We start from the raw sequence: 13,524 nt of genomic DNA on the forward strand, positions 1-13,524 counted from the left end.
TTCAGGACTCCACCTTTGATTTTAAAAACCAAAGGAAAAACTGTATCATCAGAAACAGTCTTTCATTCGATTTTTATGCCTTCATTTCAAAAATAAAGGAATAGAAGACTGGCTGAGCCAGCCTTTTATTCCTTTAGGAAATTATTTAAAGCTCTTAAGTTCTGCAGGTGTACTTGGGACTTTAACTTCGCCTGACTTGATTTTCTTAGTCCAGTCCTCAACAGCCTTCAGCACTTCAGGTGTAAGATTATCCTTGGTTTCAGCGATGCCGACACCGTTTTGGTCAAGACCATATTCGATTTTCTCTCCACCAGGGAACTTGCCATCCTTAGCTTTTTTCGCAACATCGCTTACAGCAGTGTCAACTCGTTTTACCATGGATGTAAGAACGGCTTCAGGAGCAAGGTAAGCCTGGTCTTTATCTACACCGATAGCCCATACTTTTTTGTTAGCATCTTTTGCGCGTACAGATTTGACCTCTTCGATCATACCTTCACCAGTTCCGCCTGCCGCATGGAAGATAACGTCCGCACCAGATTTGATCATAGAATCAGCTGTTGCACGGCCGTCTGCCGGCTTGTCAAAGTTACCAGTATATTTTTGGATGATTTCTGCTTTAGGGTTTACTGACATTACGCCAGCTTTGAAGCCTGCTTCAAATTTTTCGATCAAAGGCATCTGAACGCCGCCAATGAAACCGACTTTATTTGATTTAGTAGTCAAACCGGCTACAACACCAACCAGGAATGAACCTTCGTGTTCTTTGAACGTGATGCTTGCAACGTTTGGTGCTTCAACCACTTCGTCGACGATTGCAAATTTTGTATCTTTTCTCTGCTCAGCCACTTTTGTCACCGCATCCTTCATCAAGAAGCCGATGCCGTAAACCAGATCAAAATTTTGGCGTGCTAATGTATTTAGGTTTGTTATATAGTCAGAATCCTGTTTTGATTGAAGGTAATGGTAGCCCTCTTTTCCTTGCTTAAGACCGTTATCTTCGCCGAATGCTTTAAGTCCTTCCCAGGCAGACTGGTTAAAAGATTTATCCTCGACTCCGCCGACGTCTGTAACCATTCCAACAGTAAATGCATCCTTCTTGCCGCCATCAGCACCTTTTTTGTCTTCACTCTTGCCACAGGCGCCAAGCATTGTTCCAGCAGCTAAAACAAGAGACAGTGCTAAACCAAATTTACGCTTTTTCAAGGTAAAACCCCCTATTTTTTTTGAATTAGTAGAATTTAATGACTTTTCCAGGCGCACTGCACTACACCCGTTTCCGCAGTACATGAAAGCTGAATTTATCAGCCTTGAAGTAGTTGACCGAATGAAGGATTGGATGATCCTGTTCATCATAATGAGTCTGTTTCAGAACAAGGAGAGCAGTTTCCGGATCGCAATTCAAGATGGGCGATATTTTTTCGTGATATCCCATTGGCTCGATATGTGCGATGGCATACGTGATTCGTGCGTCCGATTCTTTTTCAAGGAGGGCCAGAAGCGATTCTTCCCGACGGGAGAGATCCGGCTTCAGGATATTCTCTGAAATCTTGTCCACACAATAAACCACTGGCTCCCCATTGGCAGTCCTTACACGCTCGATGACTGACATGGTTTCATCTGCTTCCAGGGAAAGTTTCCTCTGGTCTTCTTCAGTCGGTTCCTGAGTATATGAATCCAGGAATATAGTTCCAGGATTCATACCTGCGTTCCGGATCATTCCAGTGACGCTGTCAAGCTGTTCAATTCCAGATGTGAACAGAGGCTTGCCATTGACAAATGTCCCAACCCCATGACGGCGAATGATGACGTTATCTTCCTCAAGTATCCTAAGAGCTTCCCTAAGCGTGGCCCGGCTGACTCCCAGCTGCTTCGCAAGATCAAACTCAGAAGGCAGTTTCTCTTTCTCTTTATAGACCCCTGATTCTATATCCTGTTTTATCCTGTCGATTACTTGCAGATACAAGTGCCGATTATCAAGCTTAATTGGCATGAATGCTTTCCTCCAAAGACTTTGTCCTAGTCATCAGACCTCTGATATCCATCTTTTCTACTAATCGAATTTACTTTATCATTTTTTTTTGAATAAATAAATAGTTGAAAAAAAAAGATTTTTATGCTGTCGAATTTCGCCAAATATTCAAAAAGACGGGACTCCGCAAAAGAGTTCCCGCCTTTTCCTATGAAGTATGGGCCTCGTCATGATCCTTGGCCACAAGCACGCTCCGGGGCTTGCTGCCTTCATATGGACCTACTATGCCGCGCACCTCCATCTCATCTATCAGCCTGGCTGCCCTGGAATATCCTATCCTGAACCGCCTTTGCAGCATGGATACCGAAGCGGTCTGCATTTCAGTGATCAACTGGACTGCCTCATCATACAGATCATCATCCACCTCTCCAGAAGAGGCCTCAGGGATATCATCCGGAATCATCTCTTCATTGTATTGGGCTTTCTGCTGGGAAATGACATAATCCACAATCTCTTCTACTTCGTCATCAGACAGGAAGGCACCCTGCACCCTGACAGGCTTGGAGGCGCCGACAGGTAAAAAGAGCATATCCCCGCGGCCAAGCAGCTTTTCTGCTCCCCCCATGTCCAGGATGGTCCTTGAGTCAGTCTGGGATGACACACTGAAGGCGATTCTTGAGGGTATATTCGCCTTGATTACCCCTGTAATAACATCAACCGAAGGCCGCTGTGTTGCAATGATTAGATGGATGCCGGCGGCCCGTGCCATCTGGGCAAGCCTTGTGATCGCATCCTCGACGTCTGAGGATGCTACCATCATCAAATCGGCAAGCTCATCCACAATCACCACGATATAAGGAAGAAGCGGCTGCTTCGTTTCACTCTCAGCATTATGCCGTTTCACCGATTCATTATAGCCCTCAATATTCCGGGTACCGCTGTGAGAAAACAGCTCGTAGCGGCGTTCCATCTCGCCGACTACCTTTTTCAAAGCCTGCGATGCCTTCTTTGCATCGGTCACAACAGGTGCCAGAAGATGCGGGATGCCGTTGTAGACATTCAATTCAACCATCTTAGGATCGATCATCATCATTTTCACCTCATGGGGCTTCGCCCTCATCAGGATGCTTGTGATGATGCCGTTGATGCAGACAGACTTCCCGCTGCCTGTTGCCCCCGCCACCAGAAGATGGGGCATCTTATTCAGTTCCGCAAGGACTGCGTCTCCTGAGATATCCCGGCCGAGCCCGATCTGCAGCTTGGCTTCAGGCTTATTGTGTTCCTTGGAATCAATGACCTCACGCAGTGTGACCATTGCAATCTCGGAATTCGGCACCTCGATACCCACCGCTGATTTACCAGGGATCGGGGCTTCAATCCTGATCCCTTTGGCTGCGAGTGCCAGTGCTATGTCATCAGACAGGCTGACGATCTTGCTCACCTTCACACCAACATCCGGATTCACTTCATATTTGGTTACAGCCGGTCCGAGATGCACCTGAGTCACCTTGGCTTTTACCCCAAAGCTTAGGAAGGTCTTCTCAAGCTTAGCGGCATTTGCATGTATCTGCTTGAACTCTCCGCTCTGGTCAGCCTTCTTTGGGGTGGTAAGGAGAGAAAGAGGCGGAAGCGTATATTTGTCGTTCTCCACTTCAGAAAAATTGATCTGCGGTGTAAGATCTTCTTTGTCTTCTGCATCCTTCACAGAAGAGTTACCGCCTGCTGCTTTGTCTTGCGGACCAGATTCTCCCTCTTCCCCCTCCTCCTCGCTGTATGCCCTGCTCGCGAAATTTGAGATAAGCGGCTGGGGTGTCTCCGTTGCCCTCTGGGAATCGCCAGGATCGACTGCCTGAACTTCAGGCTGCTGTTCCTGAACCCGTTCCTCGGCGTGTTCTTGAGCGCGGTTCTGCTGTCTTTCACGCTTTTTATCTGCCCGTTCATCCTGCCAGGCTTTCATATCATCAATGAAAGCTCCCCACTGTGAGCTGAGGAAGCCCCCTGTTCCGCTGATAATTTTGCCGAGAGTATCGCCAAGTGTCCTGCCAGTCACAAGGACAAGCCCGATAATAATCAAAAGGAATGCCACCATTTTTGTGCCTGCCGCATCAAACAGGAAGTAAGAAGATGCAAAAAGGACAGCCCCTATCATTCCGCCTCCAAGATCACGTGTACTTGCTTCACCCTTTACTTCCATCCAGAAGAGCTCCGAGGTATTGGAGATGACGCTCGGCTTCTTAAATGGGCCCCCTTCCGACAGGAGTTCAAAAAGCGTAACATGACTGAGCAGAAGGATCGAGGCAATGATGATATAAATTCCCACCAGCTGCCTCTTAAAGAAAAAAGGCAATTTCCGTTTCCACATCAGATAGACGCTGAGTATACATAATCCTAATAAGGCGAGTATGTACCATTCTCCCATAAAGAAGCGGACCAGCAGCACAAGCGCTCTTCCGACAGTCCCAAGCTCTGCCATGGCAATGGCCGACAGGCCGAACAGGATGAGCCCGGTCAGTTCGAACCTTAGGGTCTGCTTAAATCCTTCCGCATTCTTTTTTGATCTTCTTTTTCTTTTTGCCATTTCATCACCTTTGCCAATTCTAGTTATCCGCACAGATTGCCAGGGGAAAAAATAAAACCCGGCAGCCGCCGGGCATATGCCTTTTTCCGGCCAGCCTGTTTCCGTCGTTTCCATCCATCCGGCAATTAATATAGAAGCCATCAGGTTCTTGCCAATTCATAAGTATATGTAAACTTAGAAAGCAGCCACATGGCTGCTTTTTATTTCCTCTTGATTATAACATAAAATTCCTGGACTGTACGAGCTTTCATCTTGCAAAATCCGACGGTGAATAATGCAGGAGGCTGCCAGGCTGTATATCAGGATCAAGATAATGAAGGGGATCCGTGCTAATAATCCGGTCTATCCTAAAACAGGTCGGTGACATATATTCCACCTGCATCTGGATGCCTCTATAATCAATATCCATCATTTGGGGCTCATGCAGGACATCCGTCAAAAAAATCTGCTCATGGGGTACTGTTGTATAGAGTATCACTGGATGACCCCGCCCGACTCATCTGTTCGTTCGGCAATCAATTCATTGAGCTTCCTCATTGCCTGGCCAACGCCTCCGACTGCATGGATCAGGCCAGATTCCACCGCTTCGGCTCCAACAATATTCGTGCCAATATCCCTTGTCAGATTCCCCTTTGCCAGCATAAGCTCCTTGAACTTTTCTTCCGTAATATTGGAATGCCGGGTGACGAAGCTGACTACCCGCTCCTGCATTTTGTCGAGATATTCAAAAGACTGCGGGACACCGATCACAAGGCCTGTCAACCGGATGGGATGAATGGTCATGGTCGCTGTTTCCGCTATGAACGAATAATCGCAGCTGACCGCAATGGGAACTCCAATCGAGTGTCCTCCGCCCAGTACAATGGAAACCGCAGGCTTTGACAAAGAGGCAAGCATCTCAGAAATGGCCAGGCCGGCTTCTACATCACCGCCGACTGTATTTAAAATAACAAGAAGTCCCTCGATATTCGGATTTTGTTCAATGGCCACAATCTGGGGGATTACATGTTCATATTTCGTTGTCTTATTTTGAGGAGGAAGCTGCATATGACCTTCAATCTGGCCTACGATGGTTAAACAATGGATCTTAGAATCCTTCGACATCTGGGGAACATCTGTCTGTCCCAGCTGCTGGATCTTTTCGATCAGGCTTGAAGCCGGCTTCCCAGTTTCCTGTTTATCGCCTTCGGGCGGATTTTCTTCGTTTCTCATGCTCATATCTCCTTTGCCTGGATTATGTAGCTAGTATGAGCAAAGATAAGGGAATCCATCCCGGCAATAGTCAAAAAACAAGCCTGTTCCTTTAAGGAACAGGCGGGAGTATACTTACCCTTCCATGATGATGGGAAGGATCATTGGCCTCCGTTTTGTTTTTTCATATAGGAATGAATTCAGACCGTCTCTCATTTCCTGCTTAAGGCTGGCCCAATCGAAGGAATCTCCTGCGATTTTTTTCTGGACGATCGTCTTGACAAGGTTAGAGGCGTCTTCCATCAGTTTCTCCGATTCACGAACATACACAAAACCGCGGGAAATGATTTCAGGCCCGGCTGAAATAACCTTCCTCGATTTATTCAAACTGATGACAACAATCAGGATGCCATCCTGCGAGAGCAGTCTGCGGTCACGGAGGACTATATTTCCTACATCGCCCACGCCGCTTCCATCTATCAGGACATTGCCTGCAGTCACCCTGCCTGAGGTGCTGACGGAATCCCCTTTTATCTCTGCAGTCTCACCTTTATCTAAAATCAGAATCCGGTCGCCGGGAAGGCCCCATCCAGCTGCAAGCCTGGCATGGGCCTTCAGGTTCCTGAATTCCCCATGAACAGGAAGAAGGAACTTCGGTTTCATCAGGTTAAGCATCATTTTCAGCTCTTCCTGGCTGCCGTGTCCCGGTACATTCACCGTCTTTCCGGAAATAACCTCCGCACCTGCCCGGTAAGCCATATCCATCGTCTTTGAAACAAAGAGCTCGCCCCCTTTGATTGGAGGTGCTGCAATCAGAACTGTATCGCCCTGCTGGATGTTCACTTGCTTATGAGATCTCTTTGCCATCTTCTGGAGGGCTTCAATCGGCTCTCCCTGAATCCCGGTAACAAGCACGACTACTTTCTCTTCCGGATAACTTCCAATCTCCGAGACGGGAATAATAATATCATCCGGCACATTCAGGTACCCATTGCCCAAGGCAATATCATAGACGCGCTGCAGGCTTTTCCCTACCACTGCGACTTTCCTGCCGTTTTCATGGGCTGCATTGAATACATGCTGAATTCTGTTGATATGGGAAGCAAAGCAGGCTACGATGATTCGCTTCTTGGCATTGTAAAACACATCGGACATCCCTCTTGCCGCCAGGGCTTCAGAAGGAGTATAGCCCGGTTTCTCAGCTCCGGTGCTGACCGATAGGAGGGCCAGCACGCCTTTTTCACCAAGGGCGGCCATCTTGCCGATTTCCGGCTGATAGAGCGGAGCGGCGGCCTGGTCAAACTTGAAATCACCCGTATATACGATGGCCCCTTCAGATGTATGTATGGCGATCCCCACTGAATCAGGGATGCTGTGATTTGTTTTAAAGAAGGTGACCTCTGCAGATGGGAAAGAAAGTGAAGTATCTGAATCGATACGCTCAAACTTCACCTTTCCCTTGTAATCATTCTCGCGGAGATTTGCCTTCGCAAGCTCAATGGTCAGCCTGGTCGCATAAACCGGCACATTCAGAGTTCTCAGGATATAAGGCAGAGCCCCTATATGATCTTCATGGCCATGGGTTAAAAAGATACCCTGTATTCTGCTTTTGTTCTCAGCCAGAAACGCTATGTCAGGTATGACCACATCAATTCCAAGCATTTCATTTTCCGGATACATAAGGCCAGCATCCAATATGTATAAATCCTCATTAACCTCGGCCACATACATATTCTTGCCTGATTCTCCCTGGCCGCCTAAAACTATTATTCTTATATTATTTTGTTTTTTCAATGTAATATCCCCCTATGCTGAGTGCTTCCGTTCCATTCCAATTGTTTTCATTATACATGAAGAAAAAATAGGGTGACAACAAATAGGTATCAAAATTGTCAAAAACCTTTAGATACAAGCGGAATCGGCCAGCTGGATGCCTCCCTCCTGCGCTCCCCCTGCTTTTTTTGGATCGGAAGAATTTTTTTGCTCCCTGCCTGAAATGGTCACAGGGATGAATAAGAACAAGGACTGCAGGAAATGTTTAAGAAAAAGGAGTGGAATTTATGGGAAAAGACCGTCAGGAACAAAAATTAAAAGAATCAAAACGAGTTGAATCCGACCGGGACCAAAGCATTAAATATCCTGGTGCCACGGGCTTGCAAAGCCCTGAGGAAGCACGGGATCTGAATAAAGGATAACAGCCGCACAGCTTGTCTTTCCCGTCACAGAGCGGGCTGGTCCGCCTGGGGTTGATGCTGGAACAAACAATCCCGGAGCGGTCTTTACAAGGATGAAAGACCGCTTCATTTTCCTTAAGCATGCTCCTTTGCACCCCATTCAGGAACCTTTTCCTCAGCGACGGTGCCGCGTTTTAAAATTTCTATTAGTGGCTAAAAGAAAAGCCTGCAGACAGACCTGATTTTTCATCCGGGTTTGTCTGCAGGCTTAAAGTCTGCCCAAAAAAGAAGACTTTATGGTTAAAATTCATTCAAGCTTGAAGAAAGCAGGTTTGCGAGCGTGCTTCTTTCTGTCTCAGTAAGCGGAACAAGCGGAAGCCGAACAGGACCGGCGTCCAAGCCTTTCAGCTGAAGCGCTGTTTTTACAGGCACAGGGCTTGGCGAGGTGAAGAGTCCTTTCATGACAGGGGAAAGCTGCTGGTGGAGACGGGCGGCATCCCTGCTGTCTCCTTTAAAGAAAGCTTCAACCATCTCCTGCATTTGATTTCCGATGATGTGGGACGCAACCGACACAATTCCGGTGCCGCCGATCGCCAGTACAGGAAGGGTGAGCGCATCATCGCCGCTGTACAGGAGGAAATCATCACTTGTGCCGGCAATGATTTCAGTCATGGCATTCAGGTCGCCGCTTGCTTCCTTGACGGCAACTATATTTGGAATCTCTGAGAGCCTGATGATTGTATCAACGGCAATATTTACGGAAGCCCTTCCCGGGATATTATAAATCATGACAGGAAGAGCTGTGCTTTCAGCAATCGCCTTGAAGTGAAGGTAAAGCCCTTCCTGATTTGGCTTATTATAATACGGAGCGACCAGCATGATGGCATCAACGCCTGCCTCCTCCGCTTTTCGTGTCAATTCGATGGAAGCACGGGTATTGTTGCTGCCGGTACCGGCAATGACCGGTACACGCTTATCTGCCGCTTTGACAACAGTCTTGAATAAGGCAATTTTTTCTTCTGTAGAAAGAGTCGGTGATTCCCCTGTGGTTCCGGCAGCAACCAGCGAGTCGCTTCCGTTTTCGATCAAATAATTCACGAGCTGGGCCGTTTTTGCAAAATCAATATTCCCCTTACTGTCAAAAGGGGTTACCATTGCGGTAGATACTCTTCCAAAATGCACTGTTACCACTCCTTAATTCAACGGGGAATTCTTTTCCCCGATTTCAATCTGCTGTTCCTCAATATGAAGTCTAAAAGCATCATGCAGAGCGTTGACAGCTTCAACGAGGTCCGCTTCCTTAACGAGCACCCAGATGGTTGTATGGCTGTCTGCCGACTGAAGGATGCTGATTCCCTTCTCAGAAAGCGCTGTGACAATCCTCGCTGTCACACCCGGCACCCCGGTAATTCCGGCACCCACTACTGATACCTTGGCACAATCCGTCTCCACCAGCGGTTCATAGTCCAGGCTCTCCAGGATTTCGACGGCGAGCGGGGTCATTTCCTCAGAAACCGTGTAGATCACCCCTTGAGGGGAAATGTTGATAAAATCAACACTGATATGGGCGTTGGCCATCGCCTTGAACACTTCAGCCTGAAGGTCATACTGATTCTTCTTGGCTGAGACCTTGATCTGCGTAATCTTTGATACATGTGCAATGCCTGTGACGAGCCTTTCCCTGATATCTGTTCCCCGTTTATTTTTGCTGATCGAAGTGACAAGGGTGCCCGGACTGTCAGAATAGGTGGACCTGATCCGGATCGGCACCTTGGCCTGCATGGCAATTTCAACTGCCCGGGGATGGATGACCTTGGCTCCCTGATAAGCCATATTGCAGACCTCATTATAAGTGACCACGTCAAGCGGCCTTGCATTTTCCGCAATGCGCGGATCAGCGGTCATGATTCCTTCTACATCTGTAAAAATATCCACCCACTCCGCATTCAAAGCGGCTCCAAGTGCAGCTGCGGATGTATCGCTGCCTCCCCGGCCGAGCGTTGTCACATCCCCGTTCCTCGCAGCTCCCTGGAAACCTGCCACCACCACTGCATCATAATGCTCCAGCTCTCTTCTGAGCCGGTCGCATTTCATTTCCGAGATTTTGGCATTGGTATGGTCGCTATTTGTCCTGAAACCAGCCTGGGCACCAGTGAAGGCAGTGGCTTTTATCCCATTCTCCAGAAGCAGGTTGGTGAAGACAACAGACGATATCGTTTCTCCGACAGACAGCAGCAGGTCGTGCTCCCGCTTTGTAAGTCTGCTGTCTGAGCCATTTACAAGTGAAAGCAGGGTGTCCGTTGCATACGGCTCGCCTTTTCTCCCCATTGCCGAAACAACGATAACCGTCTTATATCCATTTTCAAGAGCTTGCTGTATATGTCGAAGTGCATGGCTGCGGCTCTTTTCATCTCTGACTGAGGTTCCGCCGAATTTCTGTACGATGATTTTCATGTTTACACCTCTAATAAAGTTTAGCCTTCCCTTAAAGCTGGGAAGGCTCGCTTAACCAGACCTTTATTTCTTCTTCAGCAATTCCATTTCAAGCATAGTTTCTGCAATTTGGACTGAATTCCAGGCAGCACCTTTTAAAAGGTTGTCAGACACGATCCAGAGGTGGAAACCTTTGTCCTCATCAAGATCCTTCCTGATCCTGCCTACAAAAACCTCATTTTTGCCGACACTGTGCGCAGGCATCGGATAAACCTGCCCGCTGATGTCATCCTCGAGCACTATGCCCGGTGCATCTGCCAGGAGCTGCTGGATGTCCCCTGCTGTCACACCGCTTTTCCCGATTTCGATATAGACCGATTCAGAATGCCCTGTTTCAATCGGAAGCCGCACACAGGTAGCAGCTACCTTCAGCTCAGGAAGATGCATGATTTTCTTAGTCTCATTGACCATTTTCATTTCTTCGAATGTAAATCCATTATCCTGGAATTTGTCAATTTGCGGTACTGCATTAAAAGCAATTTGATACTTTTTGTCATCGCTGCCAACCGGAAGGATCTCAGGCGTGAAATCTTCTTCTTCTAAGATAGCCCGAGCCTGCCTTTTCATTTCGCTGACCGCTGCAGCTCCGGCACCAGAAACCGCCTGGTATGTGGAAACAACAACCTTGGAAAGGCCAAATTCCCTCCGGAGCGGCTGCAGGGCCGCAACCATCTGGATGGTCGAACAATTTGGATTTGCAATAATTCCGTTATGATTCTTCAAATCTTCCGGATTTACTTCAGGAACCACAAGCGGGACATTTTCATCCATGCGGAATGCGCTCGTATTGTCTATGACCACGGCACCGCGCTTCACAGCCTCGGGTGCAAGTGCCTTGGAAACACTGCCTCCTGCCGAGAATAATGCCACATCTATACCCTCAAAGCTTTCAGGTGCAGCCTCCTGCACTTCATATTCCCTGCCCTTAAACGTTATCTTTGATCCTGCAGACCTCGCTGATGACAGCAGGAGTAAATTTTTTATCGGAAAATCCCTGTTTTCAAGAGTACGGAGCATCTGCTGGCCAACTGCGCCTGTCGCTCCTACAACTGCTACATTCAAACCTTTTGCTTCCCCCATGTAAAAGCCCTCCATTAAATCCTATAAGATAAAGTCTTTAAATGTTATTGTAATATTTCTTGTTTAGATAGTCTAATAAACATGTTCATTTTATCATAATAACGCATTAAAGATAATAGATTAAAGTTGTTTTCTGAAACTTTGCTGTAGAACGGGAAGGCTGATTACCAGCGAGAAGTGCACGCTGCAACCAGCCTGGCATAATGATGCATTCCCTTTACAGAATTCATTAAAATTACCCATCCCTTTTATAAACGCTGTATTACTATTCCCCGTCCCTGTACCTTTCTATGATGACCGGCTGGATCTGCTCTTTTTTCATGGCGTGGATCATGGTCTCCCTCAGCTCGCTCATTCTTGCTACCATAGAATTGGGCTTTTTAACCGGATCATCCTGTCCGAAGGGAATGAAGTAAATATCCTTTGTGCTCATCAGCCTCATCAAATTGACTCCGTTAAGTCCGAGTGCATCATTCGTGGATATGCCGACCACCACCGGACGGTGGCCCCTCATCGTTGCCTTCGCCGCCATCAGGACAGGGGAATCTGTCTGGGCATTTGCAAGCTTGCTCATGGTATTTCCGGTTAAGGGGGCTATGACCATGCAGTCCAGCGGCAATTTTGGTCCCAGAGGCTCGGCTTTGACGATTGTATCGACGACTGCATTCCCTGTAAGTTCTACGATCCTTGCAACCCAATCCTCGCCAGCTCCAAATCTCGTAGTAGTTGACTGGACAGTGTTCGTGACAATGGGAATAACATCTGCTCCTTCCTTCACCAGTTTTTCTATTTCCGGGTAGACAGCATCGTATGTGCAATGTGATCCGGTCAAACCAAATCCGATTCGTTTTCCCTTTAGACTCATGGTGCATTCCCCTTCCTCTGTTTAAGATCTCCATCAAGGAGCTGTGCCAGCACATTCGCCAGTATCTGGCCTGCGGTTTTTGGCGCCACTATCCCAGGCAGTCCCGGAGCCAGCAGGGCTTTGATCCCTCTTTTTTCCGCATAGCGGAAATCAGTGCCCCCGGGCTTTGAAGCCAGGTCAATCACCAGTGTGTGTGACGGCATATTGGCAAGCACCGCCGCTGTCACAACCGGATGAGGTATTGTATTGATGCAGATATCTATATTTTTGATTTCCTGCTCCAGATCTCTTATATGAAAGGGCTGGAGTGACATTTCGGTTATCCTCGCCAAATCTTCGCTTTTCCTGGCTCCCACTTTTACTCTGGAACCCAGGGAATGGAAGGTTCTTGCCACACTCATACCGACTCTTCCAAGACCCAGCACCGCTACATTTGCGCCGTGAATCGTATAATCTGTATGCTGGATGGCCATCATGATGGTCCCTTCCACGGTGGGTATCGAGTTATAAATCGCCACATCATCACGTTCAAAAAGCTGAACAAGCTTCCGTTCTGCGTTTTGGGTAACCCGGTCTAAGTACTGATTTGAAATCCCCGAATAAATGGTGCAGTGTCCTGGTGTTTTCTTTAAGATTTCTTCGGTCAATTTCACTTTTTCACTTGAAAAGATGGTCTCAATATCCCCCTCGGCATTGGTCCCTGGCACCGGGAGGATGATGGCATCGATTTCCTGCATGTTCAGTTCATCCAGCTTTTCCTTTACGGCTCCGGTAAAGGCGTGATCGAGCTGTTCAAACCCGACAAGCCACAGCTTCGCATCAAGCTGGGTCAATTTCCTAACAACTTCAAGCTGCCTTGCATCGCCGCCTATGACAGCAATTTGTATGCCTGTCAGCATTCAAATGTCACCTTCTTTTATGGAAATGGGCATGGCCTGCTGACTATGTATCGCCATAGCCAGGATTGGATGGTGTGCCTCTTTATAGTATGAGGGCCGGCTGCAGGTGGTGAATGGCCGTTTGGCTGACAGAAGGCGGTTTAGATAGGCTGCATCCGGCTAAAGAAGAAACAGATTTAGGATCACCTGTGATTTTTTATAACACTCAGCAGATTTTATTATTACTACGCTATTCATACCGCCTTAGCGACTCGAAAAAGGTAATTTATGTTAAA

12 protein-coding genes are annotated in these 13,524 nt (G+C 47.6%); 1 reads left to right on the top strand and 11 read right to left on the bottom strand.

Features of this window, described 5'->3' with window-relative positions:
- Nucleotides 1-141 precede the first annotated feature (141 nt).
- The 6 genes from V1498_RS14020 to V1498_RS14045 form a co-directional block, all read right to left on the bottom strand.
- Complete coding sequence (locus V1498_RS14020) at nt 142-1,203, bottom strand: BMP family protein (RefSeq protein WP_409294323.1); 1,062 nt, start codon at nt 1,201-1,203, stop codon at nt 142-144.
- Between the two features lie 61 nt (nt 1,204-1,264).
- Entirely contained in the window at nt 1,265-1,990 is a 726-nt protein-coding gene (locus V1498_RS14025; RefSeq protein ID WP_409294324.1) for a GntR family transcriptional regulator, read from the bottom strand.
- Between the two features lie 187 nt (nt 1,991-2,177).
- The gene (locus tag V1498_RS14030; protein ID WP_409299298.1) at nt 2,178-4,547 is read right to left on the bottom strand and encodes a DNA translocase FtsK; all 2,370 of its coding nucleotides are present in this window, start codon (nt 4,545-4,547) and stop codon (nt 2,178-2,180) included.
- 247 nt (nt 4,548-4,794) lie between these two features.
- On the bottom strand, nt 4,795-5,025 hold the full coding sequence (locus V1498_RS14035; RefSeq protein ID WP_409294325.1) for a YlzJ-like family protein: 231 nt from the start codon (nt 5,023-5,025) through the stop codon (nt 4,795-4,797).
- Entirely contained in the window at nt 5,022-5,759 is a 738-nt protein-coding gene (locus tag V1498_RS14040; RefSeq protein WP_409294326.1) for a ClpP family protease, read from the bottom strand. Before V1498_RS14040 ends, V1498_RS14035 begins: the two co-directional genes overlap by 4 nt.
- 114 nt (nt 5,760-5,873) lie before the next feature.
- Entirely contained in the window at nt 5,874-7,532 is a 1,659-nt protein-coding gene (locus tag V1498_RS14045) for a ribonuclease J (protein WP_409294327.1), read from the bottom strand.
- Between the two features lie 266 nt (nt 7,533-7,798).
- On the opposite strand from V1498_RS14045, the gene V1498_RS14050 reads away from it, so the two are divergent.
- Entirely contained in the window at nt 7,799-7,933 is a 135-nt protein-coding gene (locus V1498_RS14050; RefSeq protein ID WP_409294328.1) for a YpzI family protein, read from the top strand.
- Between the two features lie 279 nt (nt 7,934-8,212).
- On the opposite strand, the gene dapA is transcribed toward V1498_RS14050, so the two are convergent.
- The 5 genes from dapA to dpaA form a co-directional block, all read right to left on the bottom strand.
- Nucleotides 8,213-9,067: a 4-hydroxy-tetrahydrodipicolinate synthase gene (gene dapA, locus V1498_RS14055; protein ID WP_409299300.1), complete on the bottom strand. Its 855-nt coding sequence runs from the start codon at nt 9,065-9,067 to the stop codon at nt 8,213-8,215.
- Nucleotides 9,068-9,106: 39 nt separating this feature from the next.
- Nucleotides 9,107-10,366, bottom strand: a complete 1,260-nt coding sequence (dapG, locus tag V1498_RS14060) for an aspartate kinase (RefSeq protein ID WP_409294329.1) — start codon at nt 10,364-10,366, stop codon at nt 9,107-9,109.
- Nucleotides 10,367-10,429: 63 nt separating this feature from the next.
- Nucleotides 10,430-11,485, bottom strand: a complete 1,056-nt coding sequence (gene asd, locus V1498_RS14065; RefSeq protein WP_409294330.1) for an aspartate-semialdehyde dehydrogenase — start codon at nt 11,483-11,485, stop codon at nt 10,430-10,432.
- A gap of 265 nt (nt 11,486-11,750) precedes the next feature.
- On the bottom strand, nt 11,751-12,350 hold the full coding sequence (locus V1498_RS14070) for a dipicolinate synthase subunit B (protein ID WP_409294331.1): 600 nt from the start codon (nt 12,348-12,350) through the stop codon (nt 11,751-11,753).
- Nucleotides 12,347-13,249 carry a dipicolinic acid synthetase subunit A gene (dpaA, locus tag V1498_RS14075; RefSeq protein ID WP_409294332.1) on the bottom strand — a complete coding sequence of 301 codons (903 nt, stop codon included), beginning with the start codon at nt 13,247-13,249 and terminating at the stop codon, nt 12,347-12,349. Before dpaA ends, V1498_RS14070 begins: the two co-directional genes overlap by 4 nt.
- Nucleotides 13,250-13,524 lie beyond the last annotated feature (275 nt).

The sequence above is a fragment of the Paraperibacillus marinus genome (assembly GCF_046237605.1).
GTDB classification, from domain to species: domain Bacteria; phylum Bacillota; class Bacilli; order Bacillales; family DSM-1321; genus Paraperibacillus; species Paraperibacillus marinus.

Coding starts and splice junctions, on each gene's coding strand:
- V1498_RS14070 (WP_409294331.1), bottom strand. CDS start 12,350: ATGAGTCTAAAGGGAAAACGAATCGGATTTGGTTTGACCGGATCACAT.
- asd (WP_409294330.1), bottom strand. CDS start 11,485: ATGGGGGAAGCAAAAGGTTTGAATGTAGCAGTTGTAGGAGCGACAGGC.
- V1498_RS14040 (WP_409294326.1), bottom strand. CDS start 5,759: ATGAGAAACGAAGAAAATCCGCCCGAAGGCGATAAACAGGAAACTGGG.
- dapA (WP_409299300.1), bottom strand. CDS start 9,067: ATGGTAACCCCTTTTGACAGTAAGGGGAATATTGATTTTGCAAAAACG.
- V1498_RS14025 (WP_409294324.1), bottom strand. CDS start 1,990: ATGCCAATTAAGCTTGATAATCGGCACTTGTATCTGCAAGTAATCGAC.
- V1498_RS14050 (WP_409294328.1), top strand. CDS start 7,799: ATGGGAAAAGACCGTCAGGAACAAAAATTAAAAGAATCAAAACGAGTT.
- V1498_RS14030 (WP_409299298.1), bottom strand. CDS start 4,547: ATGGCAAAAAGAAAAAGAAGATCAAAAAAGAATGCGGAAGGATTTAAG.
- dapG (WP_409294329.1), bottom strand. CDS start 10,366: ATGAAAATCATCGTACAGAAATTCGGCGGAACCTCAGTCAGAGATGAA.
- dpaA (WP_409294332.1), bottom strand. CDS start 13,249: ATGCTGACAGGCATACAAATTGCTGTCATAGGCGGCGATGCAAGGCAG.